Here is a 23,154-nt window from a genome sequence, read left to right on the forward strand (position 1 = left end):
GGCGAGTTTCGACCACTCGTCGCAGAAAACCGCTCTAACAAAGGTTTTCGACTTTTCCTCGTGCACCGTGGTCTGAAAAACGCCACTGCCCCGGCCCGAAAAATGCAAAAAGGGGATAGTCATTTGCAATCCAGCCCTCTAGGGTAACCCTTTTCCAGACTGCACCTGCAGATGGCCTTCGATCTGTAAAGGAAGCCGACCATGCGCCTCGCTGCCCTACCCCTGTTACTCGCCCCGCTTCTGCTGAGTCCCCTGGCCCAGGCTGCCGCCCTGAGCGTGTGCACCGAGGCCAGCCCCGAGGGGTTCGACGTGGTGCAATACAACTCGTTGACCACCACCAACGCTTCGGCCGATGTGCTGATGAACCGTCTGGTCGACTTCGATACCACCAGCGGCAAAGTCGTGCCGAGCCTGGCCGACAGCTGGGAAATCAGCACCGACGGCCTGACTTATGTGTTCAAGCTGCACCCGCAGGTGAAGTTTCACAGCACTGACTATTTCAAGCCGACCCGTACCCTGAGCGCCGAAGACGTCAAATTCAGCTTCGATCGCATGCTCGATCCGGCCAACCCATGGCACAAAGTGACGCAAAGCGGCTTCCCGCACGCCCAGTCCATGCAGTTGCCGGCACTGATCAAGAAAATCGACGCGCTTGACCCGTTGACCGTGCGCTTTACTCTCGACCACCCGGACTCGACGTTCCTCGCGACCCTGAGCATGGGCTTCGCCTCCATCTATTCCGCCGAATATGCCGACAAGCTGCTCAAGGCCGACGCCACCGACAAGCTCAACAGCCAGCCGATCGGCACCGGTCCGTTCATCTTCACGCGCTTCCAGAAAGACGCCTCGGTGCGCTACAAGGCCAACCCGGACTACTTCGGCGGCAAGCCTGCGGTCGACCCGCTGATCTTCGCCATCACCCCGGACGCCAACGTGCGCCTGCAAAAGCTGCGGCGCAACGAGTGCCAGATCGCCCTTTCGCCAAAACCGCTGGACGTGAAGGCCGCGCAGGAAGAGCCGACGCTGAAAGTGGAAAAGACTGACGCGTTCATGACCGCTTTCGTCGGCATCAACAGCCAGCATCCACCGCTCGACAAACCGGAAGTGCGCCAGGCGATCAATCTCGCTTTCGACAAAGCCAACTACGTCAAAGCCGTGTTCGAAGACACCGCCGAACCCGCCAATGGCCCTTACCCGCCGAACACCTGGAGCTACGCGAAGAACCTGCCGGGCTATCCGCACGATGTGGCCAAGGCCAAGGCACTGCTGGCCAAGGCCGGACTCAAGGACGGCTTCCAGACCACCATCTGGACGCGTCCATCCGGCAGCCTGCTCAACCCGAACCCGAGTCTGGGCGCGCAATTGCTGCAGTCGGATCTGGCGGAAATCGGCATTCAGGCGGAAATCCGCGTGATCGAGTGGGGCGAACTGATTCGCCGCGCCAAGGCTGGGGAGCATGACCTGCTGTTCATGGGCTGGGCCGGCGACAACGGCGATCCGGACAACTTCCTCACGCCGCAGTTTTCCTGCGCGGCGGTGAAGTCCGGCACCAACTTCGCCCGCTACTGCAATGCCGACCTGGACAAGCTGATCAGCGCCGGCAAGACCACCAGCGAGCAAGGCGTGCGCACCAAGCTGTACGAACAGGCGCAGGCGCAGATTCAGCAGCAGGCACTCTGGTTGCCGCTGGCACACCCGACCGCTTATGCGCTGACGCGCAAGGATGTGCAGGGTTACGCAGTGAGCCCGTTCGGCCGCCAGGACTACTCCAAGGTCAACCTGAAATAACCTTCCACAACACAGCCCCCCTGTGGGAGCGGGCTTGCTCGCGAAGGCGTCGGATCAGCCAACATTTTTAGTGACTGACTCACCGCATTCGCGACCAAGCCCGCTCCCACAGGGGTTGGCGTTTGTTGTAGAAAGCTACATCCAGCCACACTCCGCCATCGACAGCGGCTCGCCGTCGCCGATGATGAAGTGATCCAGCACCCGCACATCAATCAGGTCCAGAGCCTTCTGCAAACGCTTGGTCAGTTGCCGATCCGCCTGACTCGGATCGCTGTTCCCCGACGGGTGGTTATGGCAGAGAATCACCGCCGCCGCGTTGTTGGCCAATGAGCGTTTCACCACTTCCCGGGGATGCACGCTGGTATTGTCGATCGAGCCGCGAAACAGTGCCTCGAACGTCAGTACTTGATGCTTGGAGTCGAGAAACAGGCAGCCGAACACCTCGTGGGGCTCATGGCGCAGCATGGATTTCAGATAGTCCCGAACTGCCTGCGGATTTTCCAGCGCCGGCTTTTTACGCATGCACTCGGCCAGATGTCGCCGCCCCATTTCCAGCACCGCCTGCAACTGCGCGAATTTCGCAGGCCCCAATCCCAACTGCCCGCTGAACGCCGCGAGATCGGCCTCCAGTAATGCGCGCAGGCTGCCGAATTGCGTCAGCAGGTGTCGCGCCAGATCCACCGCGCTCTTTCCCGTGACCCCGGTACGAAGAAAAATCGCCAGCAACTCGGCATCTGAAAGACTTCCCGAGCCCTGTTCAAGCAGCTTCTCCCGCGGCCGTTCCGCCGCCGGCCAATCGCGAATACTCATACACCTTCCTTGTCTGTGGGCACCGCTGTTCCATAGCGGTCGCTGTGATATCGTAGCCCATCTTTTTTGCGGGCGAATTCACCCTGGGGAGGGGGTTTCGCCACGTATGTCACCCACGAAATGTAAAGGCAGACCTATGCAGCGGCTGTATCGGAAACGCATCGTTCTGGGCGTCGGCGGCGGCATTGCGGCCTACAAGAGCGCCGATCTGGTTCGTCGCCTGATCGACCAGGGCGCCGAAGTGCGCGTGGTCATGACCCATGGCGGCGCCGAGTTCATCACCCCGCTGACCATGCAAGCGCTGTCCGGGCACCCGGTTCACCTGGATCTGCTCGACCCGGCCGCCGAAGCGGCGATGGGCCACATCGAACTGGCCAAATGGGCCGATCTGGTGCTGATCGCCCCGGCCACCGCTGACCTGATCGCCCGTCTGGCCCAAGGCATCGCCAACGATCTGCTGACCACCCTGGTGCTGGCCACCGACGCCGTGGTGGCCGTCGCGCCAGCAATGAATCAGGCGATGTGGCGCGATCCGGCAACCCAAGCCAACCTGCAACTCCTTGAAAGTCGCGGCCTGAAGACTTTCGGCCCGGCCTCTGGCAGCCAGGCCTGCGGCGACGTCGGCATGGGCCGGATGATGGAAGCCACCGATCTGGCGCAGTGCGCGGCGGATTGCTTCCAGCGCCAAGCGCTGACCGGCAAGCATGTGGTGATCACCGCCGGCCCGACCCAGGAAAACATCGACCCGGTGCGCTACATCACCAACCACAGCTCCGGGAAAATGGGCTTCGCTCTGGCCGAAGCTGCGGTGGAAGCCGGCGCCCGCGTGACCCTGATCAGCGGCCCGGTGCACCTGCCGACGCCGGATCGCGTCACGCGCATCGACGTGGTCAGTGCCCGCGACATGCTCGCAGCGTGCGAATCGGCCATTCCATGTGACGTGTTCATCTCGTCGGCGGCGGTGGCGGACTACCGTCCGGAAGTCGTTGCCCCGCAAAAACTCAAGAAAGACCCTACAAGCGGCGACGGCTTCGTCCTGCAAATGGTGCGCAATCCGGACATCTTGGCCACCATCGCGACCCGTCCCGACCGTCCGTTCAGTGTCGGCTTTGCCGCCGAGACCGAACACCTGCTCGACTACGCTGCACGCAAGCTGAAAGACAAGAATCTCGATCTGATCGTCGCCAACGACGTCGCCAACCCGAGCATCGGTTTCAACAGCGAAGAAAACGCCTGCAGCGTGATCGACCGTGGGCTTCACGCCACCGTTTTCGCCCAGACCAGCAAGAGCAAGATCGCTCGCCAACTGGTCACTTTTATCGCCGAACGTCTGAACCAGGTTTAATTTACATGCACGCTTTGCAAGCCAAGATCCTCGACCCCCGCATCGGTACTGAATTTCCGCTGCCGCAATATGCCACCCCGGGCTCCGCCGGCCTCGACCTGCGCGCCATGCTGGAGCAGGACATCGTGATCAAGCCGGGTGAAACCGTGCTGATCCCTACCGGTCTGTCGGTTTACATCGGCGACCCGAACCTCGCCGCACTGATCCTGCCGCGCTCGGGCATGGGCCATAAGCACGGCATCGTGCTGGGCAACCTCGTTGGCCTGATCGATTCGGATTATCAGGGCCCGTTGATGGTTTCCTGCTGGAACCGTGGCCAGAGCGACTTCACCATGACCGTCGGCGAGCGTCTGGCGCAGCTGGTGCTGGTACCGGTGGTGCAGGCGCATTTCGAAATGGTTGAAGAGTTCGTCGAAACCGAGCGCGGCGCGGGCGGATTTGGCCATACCGGCACCAAATAACCGGATATACATCATTGTGGCGAGGGAGCTTGCTCCCGCTGGGCTGCGCAGCAGACCCAAAATCTTGTGGGCGCTGCGCATCCAAGCGGGAGCAAGCTCCCTCGCCACAAAAAATGCGCTACATCGGAAGCAGGCTTTAACACCGTAAATCAAGGTTTTGCCGGCCACAAGCCACGCCCGCCGAGGCGTCATGGCCCTTTCACACCACGAACTCTCTGTGGAAAACGCCGTCATACCCTTCAGTTTGAGCCTGCCGCCGAGTGAATCGTCGGTGTGTCCCGCCACTTTCGAGATGGAGCATTTGTGCAGATGAGCACCCCCGCCAAGATCGCCCCGAAGCTTCCCGACAGCATCTTCCGCGCCTATGACATTCGCGGCACCGTGCCGGAATTCCTCAATGCCGAAACCGCCTACTGGATCGGCCGCGCCATCGGCTCGCAGAGCCTGGCCCAGGGCGAGCCGAACGTTTCCGTCGGTCGCGACGGCCGTCTGTCCGGCCCGGAGCTGGTTGCAGAACTGATCCGCGGTATCGCCGAGAGCGGCTGCCACGTCAGCGACGTCGGCCTTGTGCCGACACCGGCGCTGTATTACGCGGCCAACGTACTGGCTGGCAAGTCTGGGGTAATGCTCACCGGCAGCCACAACCCATCGAACTACAACGGCTTCAAGATCGTGATCGCCGGCGACACCCTGGCCAACGAGCAGATCCAGGTGCTGCACGAGCGCATCAAGACCAATGACCTGACCAGCGGTCAGGGCAGCGTGACCCAGGTCGAAATCCTTGACCGCTACACCACCGAAATCGTCAAGGACGTCAAACTGGCCCGACGCCTGAAAGTCGTGGTCGACTGCGGCAACGGCGCGGCTGGCGTGATCGCCCCGCAACTGATCGAAGCGCTGAACTGCGAGGTCATCCCGCTGTTCTGCGAAGTCGACGGCAACTTCCCCAACCATCACCCGGATCCGGGCAAGCCCGAAAACCTCGTCGACCTGATCGCCAAGGTCAAGGAAACCAACGCCGATCTCGGCCTGGCCTTCGATGGCGACGGCGACCGTGTCGGCGTGGTGACCAACACTGGCAGCATCGTCTACCCGGATCGTCTGCTGATGCTGTTCGCCCGCGATGTGGTGGCGCGCAACCCCGACGCGGAGATCATTTTCGACGTCAAATGCACCCGTCGTCTGGTGCCGCTGATCAAGGAATACGGTGGTCGCCCGCTAATGTGGAAGACTGGTCACTCGTTGATCAAAAAGAAAATGAAACAATCCGGTGCTCTATTGGCCGGCGAAATGAGCGGGCACATCTTCTTCAAGGAACGCTGGTTCGGTTTCGACGACGGGATCTACAGCGCCGCTCGGCTGCTGGAGATCCTCAGCAAGGAAAAATCCACCGCGGAAGAGCTGTTTGCGACCTTCCCGAACGATATTTCTACGCCGGAAATCAATATCCATGTGACCGAAGAGAGCAAATTCAGCATCATTGATGCACTGCACGACGCACAGTGGGGCCCAGGCGCTGACCTGACCACCATCGACGGCGTGCGAGTCGATTACGCCAAAGGCTGGGGCCTGGTGCGCGCGTCCAACACCACACCGGTGCTGGTGCTGCGTTTCGAGGCCGATGACGAGGCAGAACTTGCGCGTATCAAGGCGGTGTTCCACGCCCAACTGAAACGCGTTGCACCTGATCTCCAACTACCGTTCTGATTCACCCGGAGCCCTGAATGACCCTCGAACGCGAAGCCGCCGCCCACACCGCCCAGGTCCTGTCCGAAGCGTTGCCTTACATCCGACGTTATGTCGGCAAGACCCTGGTGATCAAATACGGCGGCAACGCGATGGAAAGCGAGGAGCTGAAAACCGGCTTCGCCCGCGACATCGTTTTGATGAAAGCCGTGGGCATCAACCCGGTGGTGGTTCACGGTGGCGGCCCGCAGATCGGTGATCTGCTCAAGCGCCTGTCGATCGAAAGCCACTTCGTCGATGGCATGCGCGTCACCGACGCCGCGACCATGGACGTGGTGGAAATGGTTCTCGGCGGTCAGGTCAACAAAAGCATCGTCAACCTGATCAACCGTCACGGCGGCAGCGCCATCGGCCTGACCGGTAAAGACGCCGGGCTGATTCGTGCGAAGAAGCTCACCGTCACCCGCCAGACCCCGGAGATGACCCAGCCGGAAATCATCGACATCGGTCAGGTCGGTGAAGTGGTCGGGATCAACACCGAACTGCTGAATCTGCTGGTCAAAGGCAACTTCATTCCGGTGATCGCGCCAATCGGCGTGGGTGAAAACGGCGAGTCGTACAACATCAACGCCGACCTGGTGGCCGGTAAAGTCGCCGAAGCGCTGAAAGCCGAGAAGCTGATGCTGCTGACCAACATCGCCGGCCTGATGGACAAGTCTGGCACCGTGTTGACCGGCCTGAGCACTCAGCAGGTCGACGACCTGATAGCCGATGGCACCATCTACGGCGGCATGCTGCCGAAGATCCGCTGTGCGCTGGAAGCGGTTCAGGGCGGTGTCGGCAGCTCGCTGATCATCGATGGCCGCGTACCGAACGCGATCCTGCTGGAAATCTTCACCGACACCGGTGTGGGCACGCTGATCAGCAATCGCAAGCGTCACTGATCGCTGAAACGCAAAAGATCGCAGCCTGCGGCAGCTCCTACAAAAGCAAATTTCGTGCGTACGAAATTTCTGTAGGAGCTGACGAAGTCTGCGATCTTTTTTATGCCTGCAAGAAGCGTCTGACTCCATTCAGCGAAACGTCCGACATCTCCTCAGAATAAATCGCCCTAGGATCTTCCCTGAACCCACAGGAGATCTTCCCCATGCAAAAAGACCACGTACCGTACGGCAGCGATGTTTCCGCAGGCACCTACGAATGTGCAGATTGCGGACGCGAGTATTCCAACCAGTCGAAAACCTCACTGCCGCCCTGCCCTGACTACCAACCCGGCACTCATGTGCTCAATGGCTGGAACATCCTGACGGGCCAGGGCGACGCTGCTGCCGATCCGTATCCGGGTCAGTCTTCCAAATAACCAAGGGAGACGAGCCATGCAAATATCTTTCAATATCGACGCCGACGCTTTCGAGCAGGAACAAAAGGAACCGGTCAAAAAAACCCTGCGTATCGGCGACGCGGAAATTGCCAACGCCCTTCAGCGCATTGCCAAGGCCAGCCTGACCGAATATCTGAAAATGCTGGTTGAGGGCGGCATGCCCAGCCGGGCCGATGAGGCCAAACAAGATCGCCTGCTGTACCTGATTCAGAGTTACTTTGGGCAGACCTTGCCGACCGAGTCACAGATCTCGACGATCTTCCAGCTGACCCAGAGCCAGAGCAAAACCCTGCTGAAAAACACTGTGTCGCGCTTTCGCAATCAGCTCGACGATATCTTGCAACACAGCATGCGGGCAGTCGTGGCGTCTGCAGAGTATGCGCAAACCGTGTATCTGGTGGTCATCAACTCGGACGTGATTCGTGATGAGCTGAACATGCTGATCACCCAGAATGAGCCGACGTTCAAACCCATCACCAAACGCAAAGGCAGCGCCGGGCAGTTCGAGATCAGTGAGGACTCTCACGATTTGCTGTGCGCGACGCTGGGCCTCAATGCCGTTCAGTGACATCGTCGCGGTCAGCGGCTTGCTGCTGACCTTGACCACCTTCATGTTCAATCTGGCTTGGCCGACGCTCCATGAGGCGTTGGCGCTGGATGAATACCAAACAGGTCCGCAGATCAAAAAACGCAGCCGCGAGAAGATCAAGAATGCTGTTTATTGGCGTGCGCTGCCGCTGACCGGCGCCTTTGCAGCGCTGTTTTACGTCAACCTGCCAGCCGCCGTGGGCATTATCGGCAGCAGCACACTGGATCTATGGGATTTTGAGGTTGATCGCACGCTATACGTGATGGTGGTTGTGGCGTTGCTGGCATTCGCGCTGATCAACGCGGGATTGACCCTGAAACTGCTGAAGAAATGGCGAAACTTACGTTAACCGTAAACAAAAAGACCCCGTTCATCCTGAATGAACGGGGTCTTATTATCACCGAACATCCCCTGTGGGAGCGGGCTTGCTCGCGAATGCGTCGTATCAGTCGACATCAATGCTGAATGAACAACTGCATTCGCGAGCAAGCCCGCTCCCACAAAAGCTGACCGCCGTCAGACGCCGAACTGGGCGCGGTACGCTTCCACGGCTGGCAGATGCTGTTTGAGCTGCGGATCATCGGCGAGGAATTCCAGCACCTGATTCAGCGAAACAATGCTGATCACCGGGATACCGAAGTCACGCTCGACTTCCTGGATCGCCGACAACTCGCCGTTGCCACGCTCCTGACGGTTCAGGGCGATCAGCACGCCGGCGGCCTTGGCGCCGTCCTGGGACGCGATGATCTGCATCACTTCGCGGATCGCGGTGCCGGCGGTGATCACGTCGTCGATGATCAGCACTTCGCCGGTCAGCGGTGCGCCGACCAGGCTGCCGCCTTCGCCGTGGGCCTTGGCTTCCTTGCGGTTGAAGCACCACGGCAGGTCACGGTCGTGATGCTCGGCCAGCGCGACAGCGGTGGTCGCTGCCAGCGGGATACCTTTGTAGGCCGGGCCAAACAGCACGTCGAACGGAATGCCGCTTTCGGCAATGGCTGCCGCGTAGAAACGCCCCAGCTGCGCCAAGGCCGAACCGGAGTTGAACAGGCCGGCATTGAAGAAGTAAGGACTGGTGCGTCCGGACTTCAGGGTGAACTCACCGAAGCGCAAAACGCCGCGATCGATGGCAAAACGAATGAAATCGCGCTGATACGCTTGCATGAAAAAACCCCAAATACCACGGATTTAGCTAATTAGCTTGACGCCGTGTATCATACACGCACGCGATTTTTGGGGCCATTTATGCGGATCATCAGTGTGAACGTCAATGGTATTCAGGCTGCAGTCGAGCGTGGTTTGCTCAGTTGGCTGCAAGCACAGAATGCCGACGTCATCTGCCTGCAGGACACCCGTGCCTCCGCCTTTGAACTGGATGACCCAGCCTTCCAACTGGATGGCTACTTCCTTTATGCCTGCGATGCTGAAGTCCCTGCCCAAGGTGGCGTGGCTTTGTATTCGCGGTTGCAACCGAAGGCTGTCATCAGCGGTCTCGGTTTCGAGACGGCCGACCGCTACGGGCGCTACCTGCAAGCAGATTTCGACAAAGTCAGTATTGCCACCTTGCTGCTTCCTTCGGGGATGAACGGCGATGAGGACTTGAACCAGAAGTTCAAGCTCATGGACGACTTCGGCAAGTACCTGGACAAGCAGCGGCGTAAACGTCGCGAGTACATTTATTGTGGCTCGCTGTACGTGGCGCAGCAGAAGCTCGACATCAAGAACTGGCGCGACAGCCAGCAATCCCCGGGCTTCCTGGCGCCAGAACGCGCCTGGATGGACGAGATTGTCGGCAACATGGGCTACGTCGATGCCCTGCGCGAAGTCAGCCGCGAAGGCGACCAGTACAGCTGGTGGCCGGACAACGAGCAGGCCGAGATGCTCAATCTGGGCTGGCGCTTCGACTACCAGCTGCTGACCCCGGGCCTGCGGCGCTTTGTGCGCAGCGCACGCCTGCCGCGTCAGCCACGGTTCTCGCAGCACGCGCCGCTGATCGTCGACTACGACTGGACGCTGACCATTTAAGCGTCGACTCGTCGTTAAAAAATGCCCGTATCGCGAGATACGGGCATTTTTTATGCCGCAGTCTGAACCTCAGACAGCGACGAAAAACGGCAAGGCCAGGTAAAGCTTGATGACGATGACGTTAATGATGTCGATGAAGAATGCACCAACCATCGGCACCACCAGAAACGCAATCTGCGAAGGCCCGAAACGCTGGGTAACCGCCTGCATGTTGGCGATCGCCGTTGGTGTCGCACCCAACCCAAAGCCGCAATGGCCTGCCGCCAGAACCGCTGCGTCGTAATTACTGCCCATCACTCTGAATGTCACGAAAATCGCAAACAGCGCCATGACCAACGTTTGCGCAGCCAGGATGATAAATATCGGCAGTGCCAACGCTGCCAGATCCCAGAGTTTGAGAGACATCAAGGCAATTGCCAGGAACAGCGACAGGCTGACATTACCCAGCACCGACACTTCGCGCTCGAATACCTGGTACAGGCCCAGCGCCGATAGCCCGTTACGTAGCACCACCCCCACGAACAAAACGCAGACAAACGTCGGCAACTCGAGCGCAGTTCCGTGCAGAAAGCCATTCAGAAGATTGCCAGCCAATAAACTGACCGCAATCAAAGCCAGTGTCTCGATAAACGAAAAGGGCGTAATCGAACGCTCTTTGTTCGGCTGCTCGAAACCCTTTGGCATCCGTAGCGCTTGTTGAGGCTGGCAATCGGGCACCGCAACGCGCTTGATGAGCAGGCGAGCCACCGGCCCACCAATCAAACCACCCAGGACCAGGCCGAAAGTCGCCGACGCAATTGCAAGCTCGGAGGCCGAGGCGAGGCCGTACTTTTCACTGAATACCGTGCCCCACGCCGCACCCGTACCGTGACCGCCCGCAAGCGTGATCGAACCCGTCAGTAGCCCCATCAACGGATCAAGACCCAGCGTTTTGGCAAGGCCAATGCCCAATGCGTTCTGAACCACCAGAAGCCCGGTAACCGCCAGTAGAAATATGCCGACTATACGACCACCTTTCTTCAGGCTGGCAAAGTCTGCACTCAAACCGATTGTGGCAAAGAATGCCAACATCAAAGGCGTTTGCAATGAAGTATCAAATCTGATTTCTATATCAAAAGTTCGCAACATCAATAAACCCAGCGCAACCACCAGTCCACCGGCGACGGGCTCAGGGATATTGTAATTACGCAGAAAACCGACTCGTGCAATAAGTCCGCGCCCCAGTAAAAGCACCAGAGAGGCGGCCACGAGCGTTCCATAAAAATCGAGCTGAATCATTGGGATTATTCTTGGTTATGTATTCATCAGGCGCACTTTTCCGCGCACGCCTATTGAATCGGCTGATTGTCTCAACACTGATTGATTTGGAATTCAAAGACCTTCGATGGCTTGAATATATCGATATATTTCTGAAGCGACGTTACGCGGAGTAACCTTAACAATCGCCAAGTCCTGTTGCCAAGGATTGGAATCGCGCTAAAGCATTGCAGTTGTGACTAAAAGTGTAGGAGTTAAATATATGAAAAATTTCAGCTACCGCTTGTCGCAGATAGAACTATTCCTACACGAAAGAGTAATTATTCAAGTTGCAAAAACGCAAATGCCCTGACAAGTCAGGGCATTTATATTAAAACGTTGCGCGTCATGGAGGCCTTGCATTGATCGCTATTTGATCAGTCGCCAGGTGAACGGATAACGGTAGGGAAAACCTTCGTTCGCCTTCACCCCGGCAATGATCGTCAACACCAGCGCCCCGATGGCCAGCAGGCCCAGCAAGAAGAAGCCAATGATCAACACCATCAGCAGCAGACAGATCGCGGCAGCAATCGCCACGGTGATCTGAAAGTTCAGCGCTTCCTTGCCCTGGGCATCGATGAACGGATCGGTCTCACGCTTCATCTGCCACAGGATCAGCGGTCCGATCAGATTGCCGAACGGAATCCAGATCCCCAGCAAGGCGGACAAGTGACAAAACATCGCCCATTGGCGAACCTCCTGGCTCGGCTTGGGCAGCAACTCTTGCTCATCACTCATCGTGTCCTCCTTGCGGGTTACGAACCTGCTCAGTCGGCCAGTGCAGCCTTTTGCAGTTCGAAGATTTCGTTCATGCCTTTCTTGGCCAGTTCAAGCATGGCGTTCAGATCTTCAGGCTGGAACGGCGCGCCTTCGGCGGTGCCCTGGACCTCAATGAAGCCACCGGTGCTGGTCATCACCACGTTGAGGTCGGTCTCGGCGGCGGAATCTTCAAGATAGTCCAGATCCAGCACCGGCTCGCCCTGATACATACCGACCGACACTGCGCCGATCATTTGCTTGAGCGGGTCGCCGCCTTTCAGGCCGCCGCGCTTCTTGATCACTTTCAGTGCATCGACCAGTGCCACCATGGCGCCGGTGATGGACGCGGTGCGGGTGCCGCCGTCAGCCTGGATCACGTCGCAGTCGACGTACAGGGTCACGTCGCCCAGCTTGGACATGTCCAGCGCAGCACGCAGGGAGCGGCCGATCAGGCGCTGGATTTCCAGGGTGCGACCGCCCTGCTTGCCACGGCTCGCTTCACGCTGGTTACGCTCGCCAGTGGCGCGCGGCAGCATGCCGTACTCGGCAGTCAACCAGCCCTGGCCCTGGCCTTTGAGGAAACGCGGCACGCCGTTTTCGACGCTGACGGTGCAGATGACCTTGGTATCACCGAATTCGACCAGTACGGATCCCTCGGCGTGTTTGGTGTAGTTGCGGGTAATGCGGATCGAGCGAAGCTGATCGGCAGCGCGACCACTTGGACGTTTCATAGGGAATACCTGTACTGGGGACGGAAAACTGCCGAGCATTATAGAGCGCTGCACCGCGCCTGGGCACGGGTTAAAAATTCCGGCCGTCGACCCAGAGCCCTGAAACATGCATAACCGACGGCCTGCAGCCCTTTGTCACACCGTGTGTTTGGGCGCATCCGCCGCACTGCGCTACAATCCTGCGCCTTTGCTGCCAGTCGGCTTAAATTCATTGATATCGAGCCTGCGGAACATCCCTTCTGCGCCGATCTGCATTGCGAGGTCACCGCCATGGTGCACAGCATGACCGCCTTCGCCCGCGTCGAGAAAGCCGGCGTCCAGGGCACCCTGAGCTGGGAGCTGCGCTCGGTCAACAGCCGCTATCTGGAACCGCATCTGCGTCTGCCGGAGTCGTTCCGCGACCTCGAAGGCGCCGTGCGTGAGGCCCTGCGTCAGGGGCTGTCGCGGGGCAAACTGGAATGCACCCTGCGTTTCACTGAAGAAAGCACCGGTAAGCCGTTGCAGGTCGACCGCGAGCGCGCCGCGCAACTGGTTGCCGCCGCTGAAACCGTTGCCGGCCTGATCAAGAACCCGGCAGCACTGAACCCGCTGGAAGTGCTGGCCTGGCCCGGCGTGCTGGTGGCCGACGCCACTGATCCACAAGCGCTGAACGCTGATGCGCTGGCGCTGTTCAATCAAGGCCTCAAGGAACTCAAGGCCGGCCGCGAGCGCGAAGGCGCGGAGCTGGCACGCCTGATCAACGAGCGCCTGACTTCCATTGAAGAGGACGTCGTGACCTTGCGTGAACTGGTGCCGCAGATGCTCGCGACCCAGCGTCAGAAAGTCCTCGACCGCTTCGCCGACATGAAGGCCGAGCTGGATCCGCAGCGCCTGGAACAGGAAATGGTCATGCTCGCGCAAAAGAGCGATGTGGCCGAAGAGCTGGATCGCCTGAGCACCCACATCATCGAAGTGCGCCGGGTACTCAAGTCCGGCGGTGCCGCCGGCCGGCGTCTGGACTTCCTGATGCAGGAGCTCAACCGCGAAGCCAACACACTGGGCTCCAAGGCCTTCGACCCGCGCAGCACCCAGGCCGCCGTCAACCTCAAGGTGTTGATCGAGCAGATGCGCGAACAAGTGCAGAATATTGAGTAAGGCAACAGACATGACCCACAGCACCGGCACCCTGTACATCATTTCCGCGCCATCAGGCGCAGGCAAGAGCAGCCTGGTCAAGGCTTTGACCGATGCCAATCCGGAGATCCGCGTCTCGATCTCCCACACCACCCGCGCCATGCGTCCGGGTGAAGTGGACGGCGTGAACTATCACTTCGTGACCCGCGAAGAGTTCGTGAAGATGGGCGAGCACGGCGATTTCCTCGAGCGCGCCGAAGTCTTCGGCAACTTCTATGGCACCTCGCAAAGCCGCCTGCAGCAGACGCTGGACGAAGGTCACGACCTGATTCTGGAAATCGACTGGCAAGGCGCCGAGCAAGTGCGCAAGCTGATGCCGCAGGCACGCTCGATCTTCATTTTGCCGCCGTCGCTGCAGGCCTTGCACCAGCGTCTGACCAACCGCGGCCAGGATAGCGACGAGATCATTGACGGGCGGATGCGTGAAGCCGTCAGCGAGATGAGCCACTATGTCGAGTACGACTATCTGATCATCAACGACGATTTCGCCCATGCACTGGACGATCTGAAGGCGATTTTCCGCGCCAATCAGCTGCAACAGAAACGCCAGCAGGTACGTTTCGGCAAATTACTGGCCGAACTGCTCGGTTAATCAGCACTTCCCAAAACCGCTGCAAGCGCTTTACATTGGTGCTTGCAGCGCGTTGAAGGGTCTGGTCAAAAAATCAGCGCTTCCCTAATCGCTGGTGATTTTTTAAACTGCTCAGTCCGCTCGCCCAACCGGGCAGCGCGCATATTGCATTCGCTCCGAGGAATACCATGGCCCGCGTAACCGTTGAAGACTGCCTAGAACACGTGGAAAACCGCTTTGAGCTGGTCATGCTCTCTACCAAGCGTGCCCGTCAACTGGCCACCGGCGGCAAAGAGCCACTGGTCCAGTGGGAAAACGACAAGCCGACCGTTGTCGCCCTGCGTGAAATCGCAGAAGGCCTGATGAGCTACGAGTTCATCGCCGAGCAGGAAATCGTCCACGAAGATCCGGTCTTCGCTGCGTTCGAGGACGAGTCCAACGAGGCCGTCTAAGCCTATGCCTGGTCGACGTAGCACGGCGCGGGAACAAAGCTTACGGCAGGAGTCATCATGCCGAGCATAGACGCCCTCGCCGATCGCTTATCGACCTACCTCGGCAACGACCAGGTCAACCTGGTCCGCCGAGCGTATTTCTACGCCGAACAAGCCCATGACGGTCAGCGCCGTCGCAGCGGCGAGGCGTACGTCACGCATCCTCTTGCGGTGGCGAATATTCTTGCCGACATGCACATGGACCATCAAAGCCTGATGGCCGCGATGCTGCATGACGTGATCGAAGACACCGGTATCGCCAAAGAAGCGCTGCAAGCGCAGTTTGGTGAAACCGTGGCCGAACTGGTCGACGGGGTCAGCAAACTGACCCAGATGAACTTCGAGACCAAGGCCGAAGCCCAGGCCGAAAACTTCCAGAAAATGGCCATGGCCATGGCGCGCGACATTCGCGTGATCCTGGTCAAACTCGCCGACCGCCTGCACAACATGCGCACGCTGGAAGTGCTGTCCGGGGAAAAACGCCGCCGGATCGCCAAGGAAACCCTCGAAATCTACGCGCCCATCGCCAACCGGCTGGGCATGCACGCCATTCGTATCGAATTCGAAGACCTCGGCTTCAAGGCGATGCACCCGATGCGTTCGGCGCGGATCTACCAGGCGGTCAAGCGCGCCCGGGGCAACCGCAAGGAAATCGTCAACAAGATCGAAGAGTCCCTCGGCCATTGCCTCGCGATCGACGGCATCCAGGGCGAAGTCAGCGGTCGCCAGAAACACCTCTACGGCATCTACAAGAAAATGCGCGGCAAGCGTCGGGCCTTCAACGAGATCATGGACGTCTATGCGTTCCGGATCATCGTCGACAAGGTCGATACCTGCTACCGCGTGCTGGGTGCTGTGCACAATTTGTACAAACCGTTGCCGGGGCGCTTCAAGGATTACATCGCGATCCCCAAGGCCAACGGCTATCAGTCGTTGCACACCACGCTGTTCGGCATGCACGGCGTACCGATCGAGATCCAGATCCGCACCCGCGAAATGGAAGAGATGGCCAACAACGGCATTGCCGCACACTGGCTGTACAAATCCAGCGGTGACGAGCAGCCGAAAGGCACCCATGCCCGCGCCCGCCAGTGGGTCAAAGGCGTGCTGGAAATGCAGCAACGTGCCGGCAACTCGCTGGAATTCATCGAGAGCGTGAAGATCGACCTGTTCCCGGACGAGGTCTACGTGTTCACGCCCAAAGGCCGGATCATGGAGCTGCCCAAAGGCTCCACGGCGGTCGACTTTGCCTACGCGGTGCACACCGACGTCGGCAACAGCTGCATCGCCTGCCGGATCAACCGCCGACTCGCACCGCTGTCCGAACCGCTGCAAAGCGGCTCCACGGTCGAGATCGTCAGCGCCCCTGGCGCGCGGCCGAACCCGGCGTGGCTCAACTTCGTGGTCACCGGCAAGGCACGTACGCACATCCGCCATGCGCTGAAACTGCAGCGCCGCTCCGAATCCATCAGCCTCGGCGAACGCTTGCTGAACAAAGTGCTCAACGGTTTCGACAGCTCGCTGGAGAAGATCCCGGCCGAGCGCGTCAAGGCGATGCTCAGCGAGTATCGCCTCGAACTGATTGAAGATTTGCTCGAAGACATTGGCCTGGGCAACCGCATGGCCTATGTCGTGGCGCGCCGTCTGCTCGGCGAAGGCGAACAGCTGCCGAGCCCGGAGGGGCCGCTGGCGATTCGCGGTACCGAAGGCCTGGTGCTCAGTTACGCCAAGTGCTGCACGCCGATCCCGGGCGACCCGATTGTCGGGCACCTGTCGGCGGGCAAAGGCATGGTCGTGCACCTGGACAACTGCCGCAACATCAGCGAAATCCGGCACAACCCGGAAAAATGCATCCAGCTTTCGTGGGCCAAGGATGTCACTGGCGAATTCAACGTCGAGCTGCGCGTCGAGCTGGAACACCAGCGCGGCCTGATCGCCCTGCTGGCCAGCAGCGTCAACGCGGCCGACGGCAATATCGAGAAAATCAGCATGGACGAGCGCGATGGTCGCATCAGCGTCGTCCAACTGGTGGTCAGCGTCCACGACCGTGTGCACCTGGCCCGCGTGATCAAGAAACTGCGCGCCCTGACCGGGGTCATCCGCATCACCCGCATGCGTGCCTAATTCACACCTAACAAGGAGTCATACATGACCAAGACTGTTATCACCAGCGACAAGGCCCCAGCCGCCATCGGTACCTACTCCCAGGCGATCAAGGCCGGCAACACTGTCTACATGTCGGGCCAGATTCCTCTGGACCCAAAGACCATGGAACTGGTTGAAGGCTTCGAAGCCCAGACCGTCCAGGTGTTCGAGAACCTCAAAGCCGTGGCTGAAGCCGCTGGCGGTTCGTTCAAGGACATCGTCAAGCTGAACATCTTCCTCACCGACCTGAGCCACTTCGCCAAGGTCAACGAGATCATGGGCAAGTACTTCGATCAGCCGTACCCAGCGCGCGCCGCCATCGGCGTTGCTGCTCTGCCGAAGGGTTCGCAGGTCGAAATGGATGCCATCCTGGTCATCGAGTAATGCACACGGCGCAGCTTTCAAACGCTGCGCCGACTGCTCTGCGGTAAAGAAAAGGTTTTGAAAGGATTCCACCATGCGCAAAGCGCTTGCTCTCTCGCTGCTCGCCATTTTCCTCGGCGGCTGTGCCAGCGACCCCGCCGACCGTGACATCAGCGGCACCTGGATCAACCAGGTGGCGATCGACGCTGCTGCCAAGGGCGGCCCCCTGCGCGAAGCGCTTCAGGCCTATGGCCCGAACCTGGAGTGGGACGTCAACACCAAGGCCGGTCAGGCCCGCTACACCAACGGTTTCGAGAACGTCGAAGGACGGCTGCAGGGCGAACAGTCCGGCGCCTGGAAAGTCGACTTCTATGGCAGCTCCGGCAGCGAGCTGAAACGCGACGGCGGCCGGATGAAACAAGCCGCCACCGAGAACGAGCCGGATCAGTTGTTCGACCGCGCACAAATCCCCGTACCGGAAGGCGCGCCAATTGGCGCCAGCTTCGAACGCGCACTGTATTCGGCCTATCTGGGCGGCAGCTGGAAGATCGCCAGCGGCGACGGCGAAGGCAACACCGTGCAGTTCCAGGCCGATGGCCAGGTGTCCGGCCTGCCCGGCGCCGACCGCTATGCCCTGTGCCTGGCAGGCGACTGCGCCTCGATGAACAGCGACCACGACAGCATGTGGCTGCAACTCAACGGCCAGGGCAACAACTGGATCTTTGCCCGCAAAGGCAAGGCGCTGGAGATCTTCCAGGCGGTGAACAGCGCACTGGCGGATGAAATGCCGCAGTTCACCCCGGGTGAGCGCAAGTGGTTGCTTGAGAAGCAGTAACTGCGCCTGAAAGCAACCCGTAACCCTGTAGGAGTGAGCCTGCTCGCGATGACGGTTTAACAGCCAACATAAGTGTTGAATGTTATGGCCACATCGCGAGCAGGCTCACTCCTACAGTTGTTTTTGGGTGTCTGGAAGTCAGCATTTGCCTTCAAGAATCGCCGCATAACCTTCGCGGTAACTCGGATACGTCGGCGTCCACCCCAACGCCTTCGCCCGGGCATTGCTGCAGCGCTTGCTGCCGGTGCGGCGTACGCTGGCGTCTTCCGCCCAATCGGTGACACCCAGATACTCGCGCAGCCAGGCGACCACTTCGGCAAGAGGTGCCGGTGCATCGTCCACACCGATATAAACATCTTGCAACGTCTCGCCCCGATCAGCCGCCTGTAGCAGAAACGCCATCAGCCCCGCCGCGTCATCAGCATGAATGCGATTGCCGTACAGCGGCGGCTCGACCGCCACCCGATAACCGCGACGCACCTGGGTCAACAGCCATTCACGACCTGGGCCGTAAATACCGGTCAGGCGCACGATGCTCGCCGGGATACCGCTTTTCAGCGCCACTTGCTCAGCCTCAAGCATCACTCGTCCGGAATAGCCGCTGGCGACGGTCGCTGAATGCTCGTCGACCCACTCCCCTTCCTGCTGGCCGTACACGCTGCTGCTGGAAACGAACAGCAGCCGATCAGGCGTCTGCCCGTAGTCGTCCAGCCAGCTAAGCACGTTCTGCAAACCCTGCACGTAAGCCGCACGATAACCGGCTTCATCGTGATCGGTCGCCGCCGCGCAATACACCAGGTAATCCACCGCTCCGACCGGCCAGGTCTCCGGGCAATCTTCCTTGAACAGGTCACCGGCCACGCCGATGACGCCGTCCGGCAAACGCGAAACATCACGGCGCAGACCATGCACCTCCCAGCCGGCAGCCAGCAATTGCTTAGCCAGACGACTGCCGACATCACCACAACCGGCAATCAAAACAGAAGGTGCGGACATCAAAAAACTCCCAAACGAAAGGAACAGACTAGCCCTCACAAAGGACGAACGGCTAGCAATCGAGGAAAAAAAGATACTCTATTACTTCTGTTAACAAGAATTACTTGCAATAATGCACCCCACTTTTGTTCTCGGCCTCACGAGGCCTGGAAGAGCATCAACCGTTTTCTACTTCAGGTCCGGCCAGCATGACACGTAATCAAAACCCCGCTTCGCCAACCAAACGACCTCGCGCCTTCAGCGCGGTGGCGGCCCTGCTGCTCAGCCTGATGCTGGCGCCGACCGCCGCCTTCGCCGATGCCCAGGCACCAGCCGCCCCGGCTGCCACCGAACAACACGCACCTGCCGCCGCCGCGCCAGCCCCCACCGATCCGGTGCAGGCGGTCGACGCCACCCCGGCCGACGCGCCTGAAGTGCTCGAACCCGACAACAGTCTGGGCATGGCCCACGACCTGTCGCCATGGGGCATGTACCAGAACGCCGACATCATCGTGAAAATCGTGATGATCGGTCTGGCCATCGCTTCCATCATCACCTGGACCATCTGGATCGCCAAAGGCTTCGAGCTGATGGGCGCCAAGCGTCGTCTGCGCGGTGAAATCGCTGCGCTGAAAAAAGCCGCGACCCTCAAGGAAGCCAGCGCCACTGCGGCGAAGGAAGGCACCCTCGCCAACCTGCTGGTGCACGACGCGCTCGAAGAGATGCGCCTGTCGGTCAACAGCCGCGAGAAAGAAGGCATCAAGGAGCGCGTCAGCTTCCGTCTTGAGCGTCTGGTCGCTGCCTGTGGCCGCAACATGAGCAGCGGCACCGGCGTCCTCGCCACTATCGGCTCCACCGCTCCGTTCGTCGGCCTATTCGGTACCGTGTGGGGCATCATGAACAGCTTCATCGGCATCGCCAAGACTCAGACCACCAACCTCGCCGTCGTGGCGCCGGGCATCGCCGAAGCGCTGCTGGCCACCGCCCTGGGCCTGGTTGCTGCGATTCCTGCGGTGGTGATCTACAACGTGTTCGCCCGCTCCATCGCCGGCTACAAGGCGCAGGTGTCCGACGCTTCGGCGCAGGTCCTGTTGCTGGTCAGCCGTGACCTCGATCACCAGCCTGAGCGCAGCAGCTCGCAACCACACATGGTGAAAGTGGGGTAATCGGCCATGGGCCTGCATTTGAAAGAAGGCGCAGACGACGATCTGGCCGAGAACCACGAAATCAACGTCACGCCGTTCATCGACGTGATGCTGGTGCTGCTGATCATCTTCATGGTGGCCGCGCCGCTGGCCACTGTGGACATCAAAGTCGACCTGCCGGCCTCGACCGCCAAACCGGCGCCGCGGCCAGAGAAACCGGTGTTCCTCAGCGTCAAGGCTGACCAGCGCCTGTACATCGGCGACGATGAAGTGAAAGCCGAAACCCTTGGCGCCGTGCTCGACGCCAAGACCCAGGGCAAGAAAGACACCACCATCTTCTTCCAGGCCGACAAGGGCGTGGACTACGGCGACCTGATGAGCGTGATGGATAAATTGCGCTCGGCCGGTTATCTGAAGGTCGGTCTGGTCGGACTTGAGACGGCAGCCAAGAAATGATCACGACGCGCCATAAGCTGACGCGTTACAGCGGTAGCCTGGCCGTGGTGCTGGGCGTTCACGCGCTGGCCATCGCGCTGGCGCTGAACTGGACCGCCCGCCCGCCCATCGAACTGCCGCCGCAGGCAATGATGGTCGAGCTGGCACCGGTTCCGACCCCGCCACCGCCTGCTCCGCCGAAAGTCGTCGCACCGCCGCAGCCACCGGCTCCGGTCGAAGAGTTGCCGATTCCGAAACTGGCTGAAGCACCCAAGGCCGAGATTGCCGTACCGAAGCCCAAACCCAAGCCAAAGCCGAAACCGCAGCCGCCCAAACCGGTGGAGAAAAAACCGGAGCCGGTGAAGGAAAAACCTTCCGAGGAAAAACCGGCGGAGACACAGCCGACCCAGGCACCGACGGAGAAATCCGCCCAGCCGGCACCGGGACCGTCGCCCGCACAAATGGCCGCCAAGGCCAGCTGGCAAAACACCCTGCTCGCGCACTTGGGCAAGTACAAGAAGTACCCGGCCAGTGCGCAGGCTCGCGGCAAGGAAGGCTTGAACCGTCTGCGTTTCGTCGTCGACGCTGAAGGCAATGTGTTGTCGTTCGAACTGGTGGGCCGCTCAGGCAACGCCGATCTGGACCGGGCCACCCTGGAAATGATCCGCCGCGCACAACCGCTGCCCAAGCCACCGGCCGACATGCTCAACAACGGCTCGATCGAAATTGTCGCGCCGTTTGTGTACTCGCTGGATAAACGCCGCTGATCCAATGTGGGAGCGGGCTTGCTCGCGAAAGCGTCGTGTCAGTCGACATCCATGTATCTGACACACCGCATTCGCGAGCAAGCCCGCTTGTGTCTGAGTAAGGGGATAAACTCTGGGGTGAGAGGGGTGGATGGCAAGCTGTGAGTCCGCGGTGCTTAAAGCACGAGTGGGAGCAAAGCTGCCATCCACCTTTCTACTCTGGCCCCTAAGCCCGGACAGTTGGACGAGCGCCACTCGAATCACAAGCGTGGGCAAAGCCAGAGCACTCTCACTTCTGAGTGTAAGAGGGTTTTGCCATGATTTCCTGGGTCGGCATCGATATCTCCAAATCCAATCTCGTCGTCTGGGTTCAACCACAGAAAGACGGCTTTGAAGTTCCCAATACGGTTGAAGGCTTTGATGTGCTGATCGCACGTTTAGCTCAGTACACGGTTGGCCGTGTATTGCTGGAAGCCACAGGCGGCTATGAACGCAAGGTCATGGCGGCATTGCAGCAGGCAAGTTTCAGCGTGTTGAGGATCAATCCTCGCCGGGCCAGAGCCTTTGCCGTAGCAATGGGCAAGAACGCCAAAACCGATCCCATCGACGCGGCGGTTCTCGCCGACTTTGCCGAAGCGTTGCATGCGTCTCGCGAAAAGCCCATCTCGCCTGAGCGTGAAGCCCTGCGCGAGTTGATTCAATTACGCGAGCACTTCGTCCAGCAGCGTGATGACAACAAGCGCCGGCTGCAACAGGCCCAGTTGCCCGCGGCCATAGAGGCGATCAAGGATCATATTCGCTACCTGCAGACTCAGATCAAACAGTTTGGCAAAGCCATTGATCGAAGCATGCGTGAGCTGGATGCGGAAAAAGCCGATCGGCTTATCTCCGTCAAAGGCATCGGCACTGTGGCGACCGCCAGCTTGATGGTTTATCTACCCGAACTCGGCGAGCTGGATCGCAGGGAGATCGCCGCCTTGGCGGGAATCGCCCCCTATAACGACGACAGCGGTAATCACAGCGGGAAACGTCAGATTTACGGAGGGAGAGCACGCGTCAGACGTGCGCTTTACATGTCGTGCTGGGTCGTTATCCGCCATCAAGCCGATTTCAAGGCCCGCTATGAATCACTAAGAGAACGAGGCAAGAGCGCGAAAGTCGCGCTCATCGCCTGCATGCGAATACTGCTGATCAGATTGAATGCCATGCTGCGAGACGGCACAGAGTGGCGGTGACGAACGGTCGCAGTAAGACAGTTGCTCCCACAGGGTCGACAGTGGGATCGAAAAGGCACCGAAAGGTGCCTTTTGCCTATCTGGCAACGGCAAACTCACATTGCCCGGTGTCGCATTCCTCACTCAGTCTGATAACGTGCGTCTATCGATTGCAGCCGTTATGCTTGGCCCG

At 59.7% G+C, this 23,154-nt stretch carries 24 protein-coding genes and 1 pseudogene; 19 read left to right on the forward strand and 6 right to left on the reverse strand.

The genetic code is table 11. The annotated features are described in order from the left end of the window. Positions 1–201: 201 nt before the first annotated feature. Positions 202–1,788, forward strand: coding sequence for an ABC transporter substrate-binding protein (locus AC1RBR_RS00120; protein ID WP_492562420.1), 1,587 nt, complete (start codon positions 202–204; stop codon positions 1,786–1,788). Positions 1,789–1,923: 135 nt separating this feature from the next. On the opposite strand, the gene radC is transcribed toward AC1RBR_RS00120, so the two are convergent. After that, positions 1,924–2,598 (reverse strand): RadC family protein, encoded by a 675-nt coding sequence (gene radC / locus AC1RBR_RS00125; protein WP_027610412.1) that lies wholly within the window; start codon positions 2,596–2,598, stop codon positions 1,924–1,926. 136 nt (positions 2,599–2,734) lie between these two features. On the opposite strand from radC, the gene coaBC reads away from it, so the two are divergent. From coaBC to AC1RBR_RS00160, 7 genes and pseudogenes are all read left to right on the forward strand, one after another. After that, entirely contained in the window at positions 2,735–3,943 is a 1,209-nt protein-coding gene (gene coaBC, locus AC1RBR_RS00130; protein ID WP_095137696.1) for a bifunctional phosphopantothenoylcysteine decarboxylase/phosphopantothenate--cysteine ligase CoaBC, read from the forward strand. Positions 3,944–3,948: 5 nt separating this feature from the next. Then, positions 3,949–4,404: a dUTP diphosphatase gene (dut, locus tag AC1RBR_RS00135; protein ID WP_003229483.1), complete on the forward strand. Its 456-nt coding sequence runs from the start codon at positions 3,949–3,951 to the stop codon at positions 4,402–4,404. Between the two features lie 330 nt (positions 4,405–4,734). After that, positions 4,735–6,111 (forward strand): annotated as a pseudogene (locus AC1RBR_RS00140) (phosphomannomutase/phosphoglucomutase); the annotation flags it as partial. Between the two features lie 17 nt (positions 6,112–6,128). Next, a complete protein-coding gene (gene argB / locus AC1RBR_RS00145; RefSeq protein ID WP_007962366.1) occupies positions 6,129–7,034 on the forward strand; it encodes an acetylglutamate kinase in 906 nt (301 codons plus the stop codon). A gap of 203 nt (positions 7,035–7,237) precedes the next feature. After that, entirely contained in the window at positions 7,238–7,450 is a 213-nt protein-coding gene (locus AC1RBR_RS00150; RefSeq protein ID WP_095137699.1) for a hypothetical protein, read from the forward strand. 16 nt (positions 7,451–7,466) lie between these two features. Further along, positions 7,467–8,039 (forward strand): hypothetical protein, encoded by a 573-nt coding sequence (locus AC1RBR_RS00155; protein ID WP_481396082.1) that lies wholly within the window; start codon positions 7,467–7,469, stop codon positions 8,037–8,039. Next, positions 8,026–8,409, forward strand: coding sequence for a hypothetical protein (locus AC1RBR_RS00160; RefSeq protein ID WP_095137701.1), 384 nt, complete (start codon positions 8,026–8,028; stop codon positions 8,407–8,409). Before AC1RBR_RS00155 ends, AC1RBR_RS00160 begins: the two co-directional genes overlap by 14 nt. A gap of 167 nt (positions 8,410–8,576) precedes the next feature. Here AC1RBR_RS00160 and pyrE read toward each other — a convergent pair whose 3' ends face one another. Further along, positions 8,577–9,221: an orotate phosphoribosyltransferase gene (gene pyrE / locus AC1RBR_RS00165; protein ID WP_042608114.1), complete on the reverse strand. Its 645-nt coding sequence runs from the start codon at positions 9,219–9,221 to the stop codon at positions 8,577–8,579. Between the two features lie 81 nt (positions 9,222–9,302). Here pyrE and crc point away from each other — a divergent pair, with 81 nt between their 5' ends. Next, entirely contained in the window at positions 9,303–10,082 is a 780-nt protein-coding gene (crc, locus tag AC1RBR_RS00170; RefSeq protein WP_003229491.1) for a catabolite repression control protein Crc, read from the forward strand. A gap of 69 nt (positions 10,083–10,151) precedes the next feature. Here the strand turns inward: crc and gltS are convergent, their stop codons facing one another. The 3 genes from gltS to rph all read right to left on the reverse strand — a co-directional run bounded on the left by gltS (position 10,152) and on the right by rph (position 12,868). After that, on the reverse strand, positions 10,152–11,360 hold the full coding sequence (gene gltS / locus AC1RBR_RS00175; protein ID WP_492562423.1) for a sodium/glutamate symporter: 1,209 nt from the start codon (positions 11,358–11,360) through the stop codon (positions 10,152–10,154). A gap of 387 nt (positions 11,361–11,747) precedes the next feature. Then, complete coding sequence (locus AC1RBR_RS00180; RefSeq protein ID WP_003229492.1) at positions 11,748–12,116, reverse strand: DUF4870 domain-containing protein; 369 nt, start codon at positions 12,114–12,116, stop codon at positions 11,748–11,750. Positions 12,117–12,145: 29 nt separating this feature from the next. Beyond that, on the reverse strand, positions 12,146–12,868 hold the full coding sequence (gene rph / locus AC1RBR_RS00185) for a ribonuclease PH (protein WP_027610407.1): 723 nt from the start codon (positions 12,866–12,868) through the stop codon (positions 12,146–12,148). Positions 12,869–13,138: 270 nt separating this feature from the next. Here rph and AC1RBR_RS00190 point away from each other — a divergent pair, with 270 nt between their 5' ends. The 6 genes from AC1RBR_RS00190 to AC1RBR_RS00215 all read left to right on the forward strand — a co-directional run bounded on the left by AC1RBR_RS00190 (position 13,139) and on the right by AC1RBR_RS00215 (position 18,446). Beyond that, the gene (locus AC1RBR_RS00190) at positions 13,139–14,002 is read left to right on the forward strand and encodes a YicC/YloC family endoribonuclease (protein WP_443535271.1); all 864 of its coding nucleotides are present in this window, start codon (positions 13,139–13,141) and stop codon (positions 14,000–14,002) included. A gap of 10 nt (positions 14,003–14,012) precedes the next feature. Further along, positions 14,013–14,633 carry a guanylate kinase gene (gmk, locus tag AC1RBR_RS00195; protein WP_003229498.1) on the forward strand — a complete coding sequence of 207 codons (621 nt, stop codon included), beginning with the start codon at positions 14,013–14,015 and terminating at the stop codon, positions 14,631–14,633. A gap of 167 nt (positions 14,634–14,800) precedes the next feature. After that, positions 14,801–15,064 carry a DNA-directed RNA polymerase subunit omega gene (rpoZ, locus tag AC1RBR_RS00200; RefSeq protein ID WP_003229503.1) on the forward strand — a complete coding sequence of 88 codons (264 nt, stop codon included), beginning with the start codon at positions 14,801–14,803 and terminating at the stop codon, positions 15,062–15,064. 57 nt (positions 15,065–15,121) lie between these two features. After that, a complete protein-coding gene (gene spoT, locus AC1RBR_RS00205) occupies positions 15,122–17,227 on the forward strand; it encodes a bifunctional GTP diphosphokinase/guanosine-3',5'-bis pyrophosphate 3'-pyrophosphohydrolase (protein ID WP_025112705.1) in 2,106 nt (701 codons plus the stop codon). A gap of 24 nt (positions 17,228–17,251) precedes the next feature. Then, positions 17,252–17,632: a RidA family protein gene (locus AC1RBR_RS00210; protein ID WP_003229509.1), complete on the forward strand. Its 381-nt coding sequence runs from the start codon at positions 17,252–17,254 to the stop codon at positions 17,630–17,632. A gap of 73 nt (positions 17,633–17,705) precedes the next feature. Then, positions 17,706–18,446 (forward strand): putative periplasmic lipoprotein, encoded by a 741-nt coding sequence (locus tag AC1RBR_RS00215; RefSeq protein ID WP_007962358.1) that lies wholly within the window; start codon positions 17,706–17,708, stop codon positions 18,444–18,446. Between the two features lie 138 nt (positions 18,447–18,584). Here the strand turns inward: AC1RBR_RS00215 and AC1RBR_RS00220 are convergent, their stop codons facing one another. Beyond that, positions 18,585–19,442: an SDR family oxidoreductase gene (locus AC1RBR_RS00220; protein WP_095137705.1), complete on the reverse strand. Its 858-nt coding sequence runs from the start codon at positions 19,440–19,442 to the stop codon at positions 18,585–18,587. 188 nt (positions 19,443–19,630) lie between these two features. Here AC1RBR_RS00220 and exbB point away from each other — a divergent pair, with 188 nt between their 5' ends. The 4 genes from exbB to AC1RBR_RS00240 all read left to right on the forward strand — a co-directional run bounded on the left by exbB (position 19,631) and on the right by AC1RBR_RS00240 (position 22,982). Then, entirely contained in the window at positions 19,631–20,587 is a 957-nt protein-coding gene (gene exbB / locus AC1RBR_RS00225) for a tonB-system energizer ExbB (RefSeq protein ID WP_492562427.1), read from the forward strand. 6 nt (positions 20,588–20,593) lie between these two features. Then, complete coding sequence (exbD, locus tag AC1RBR_RS00230) at positions 20,594–21,022, forward strand: TonB system transport protein ExbD (RefSeq protein ID WP_007920333.1); 429 nt, start codon at positions 20,594–20,596, stop codon at positions 21,020–21,022. Then, on the forward strand, positions 21,019–21,768 hold the full coding sequence (locus AC1RBR_RS00235; RefSeq protein WP_492562429.1) for a TonB family protein: 750 nt from the start codon (positions 21,019–21,021) through the stop codon (positions 21,766–21,768). Before exbD ends, AC1RBR_RS00235 begins: the two co-directional genes overlap by 4 nt. A gap of 296 nt (positions 21,769–22,064) precedes the next feature. Beyond that, the gene (locus AC1RBR_RS00240; RefSeq protein ID WP_480403306.1) at positions 22,065–22,982 is read left to right on the forward strand and encodes an IS110 family RNA-guided transposase; all 918 of its coding nucleotides are present in this window, start codon (positions 22,065–22,067) and stop codon (positions 22,980–22,982) included. The last annotated feature ends 172 nt before the right edge of the window (positions 22,983–23,154 follow it).

It is taken from the genome of Pseudomonas sp. GW823-FHT01D03, from assembly GCF_058798255.1.

Bases quoted from the DNA above. Each gene is read 5' to 3' on its own strand.
- AC1RBR_RS00120 (WP_492562420.1), top strand. From the start codon at position 202: ATGCGCCTCGCTGCCCTACCCCTGTTACTCGCCCCGCTTCTGCTGAGT.
- radC (WP_027610412.1), bottom strand. From the start codon at position 2,598: ATGAGTATTCGCGATTGGCCGGCGGCGGAACGGCCGCGGGAGAAGCTG.
- coaBC (WP_095137696.1), top strand. From the start codon at position 2,735: ATGCAGCGGCTGTATCGGAAACGCATCGTTCTGGGCGTCGGCGGCGGC.
- dut (WP_003229483.1), top strand. From the start codon at position 3,949: ATGCACGCTTTGCAAGCCAAGATCCTCGACCCCCGCATCGGTACTGAA.
- argB (WP_007962366.1), top strand. From the start codon at position 6,129: ATGACCCTCGAACGCGAAGCCGCCGCCCACACCGCCCAGGTCCTGTCC.
- AC1RBR_RS00150 (WP_095137699.1), top strand. From the start codon at position 7,238: ATGCAAAAAGACCACGTACCGTACGGCAGCGATGTTTCCGCAGGCACC.
- AC1RBR_RS00155 (WP_481396082.1), top strand. From the start codon at position 7,467: ATGCAAATATCTTTCAATATCGACGCCGACGCTTTCGAGCAGGAACAA.
- AC1RBR_RS00160 (WP_095137701.1), top strand. From the start codon at position 8,026: ATGCCGTTCAGTGACATCGTCGCGGTCAGCGGCTTGCTGCTGACCTTG.
- pyrE (WP_042608114.1), bottom strand. From the start codon at position 9,221: ATGCAAGCGTATCAGCGCGATTTCATTCGTTTTGCCATCGATCGCGGC.
- crc (WP_003229491.1), top strand. From the start codon at position 9,303: ATGCGGATCATCAGTGTGAACGTCAATGGTATTCAGGCTGCAGTCGAG.
- gltS (WP_492562423.1), bottom strand. From the start codon at position 11,360: ATGATTCAGCTCGATTTTTATGGAACGCTCGTGGCCGCCTCTCTGGTG.
- AC1RBR_RS00180 (WP_003229492.1), bottom strand. From the start codon at position 12,116: ATGAGTGATGAGCAAGAGTTGCTGCCCAAGCCGAGCCAGGAGGTTCGC.
- rph (WP_027610407.1), bottom strand. From the start codon at position 12,868: ATGAAACGTCCAAGTGGTCGCGCTGCCGATCAGCTTCGCTCGATCCGC.
- AC1RBR_RS00190 (WP_443535271.1), top strand. From the start codon at position 13,139: ATGGTGCACAGCATGACCGCCTTCGCCCGCGTCGAGAAAGCCGGCGTC.
- gmk (WP_003229498.1), top strand. From the start codon at position 14,013: ATGACCCACAGCACCGGCACCCTGTACATCATTTCCGCGCCATCAGGC.
- rpoZ (WP_003229503.1), top strand. From the start codon at position 14,801: ATGGCCCGCGTAACCGTTGAAGACTGCCTAGAACACGTGGAAAACCGC.
- spoT (WP_025112705.1), top strand. From the start codon at position 15,122: ATGCCGAGCATAGACGCCCTCGCCGATCGCTTATCGACCTACCTCGGC.
- AC1RBR_RS00210 (WP_003229509.1), top strand. From the start codon at position 17,252: ATGACCAAGACTGTTATCACCAGCGACAAGGCCCCAGCCGCCATCGGT.
- AC1RBR_RS00215 (WP_007962358.1), top strand. From the start codon at position 17,706: ATGCGCAAAGCGCTTGCTCTCTCGCTGCTCGCCATTTTCCTCGGCGGC.
- AC1RBR_RS00220 (WP_095137705.1), bottom strand. From the start codon at position 19,442: ATGTCCGCACCTTCTGTTTTGATTGCCGGTTGTGGTGATGTCGGCAGT.
- exbB (WP_492562427.1), top strand. From the start codon at position 19,631: ATGACACGTAATCAAAACCCCGCTTCGCCAACCAAACGACCTCGCGCC.
- exbD (WP_007920333.1), top strand. From the start codon at position 20,594: ATGGGCCTGCATTTGAAAGAAGGCGCAGACGACGATCTGGCCGAGAAC.
- AC1RBR_RS00235 (WP_492562429.1), top strand. From the start codon at position 21,019: ATGATCACGACGCGCCATAAGCTGACGCGTTACAGCGGTAGCCTGGCC.
- AC1RBR_RS00240 (WP_480403306.1), top strand. From the start codon at position 22,065: ATGATTTCCTGGGTCGGCATCGATATCTCCAAATCCAATCTCGTCGTC.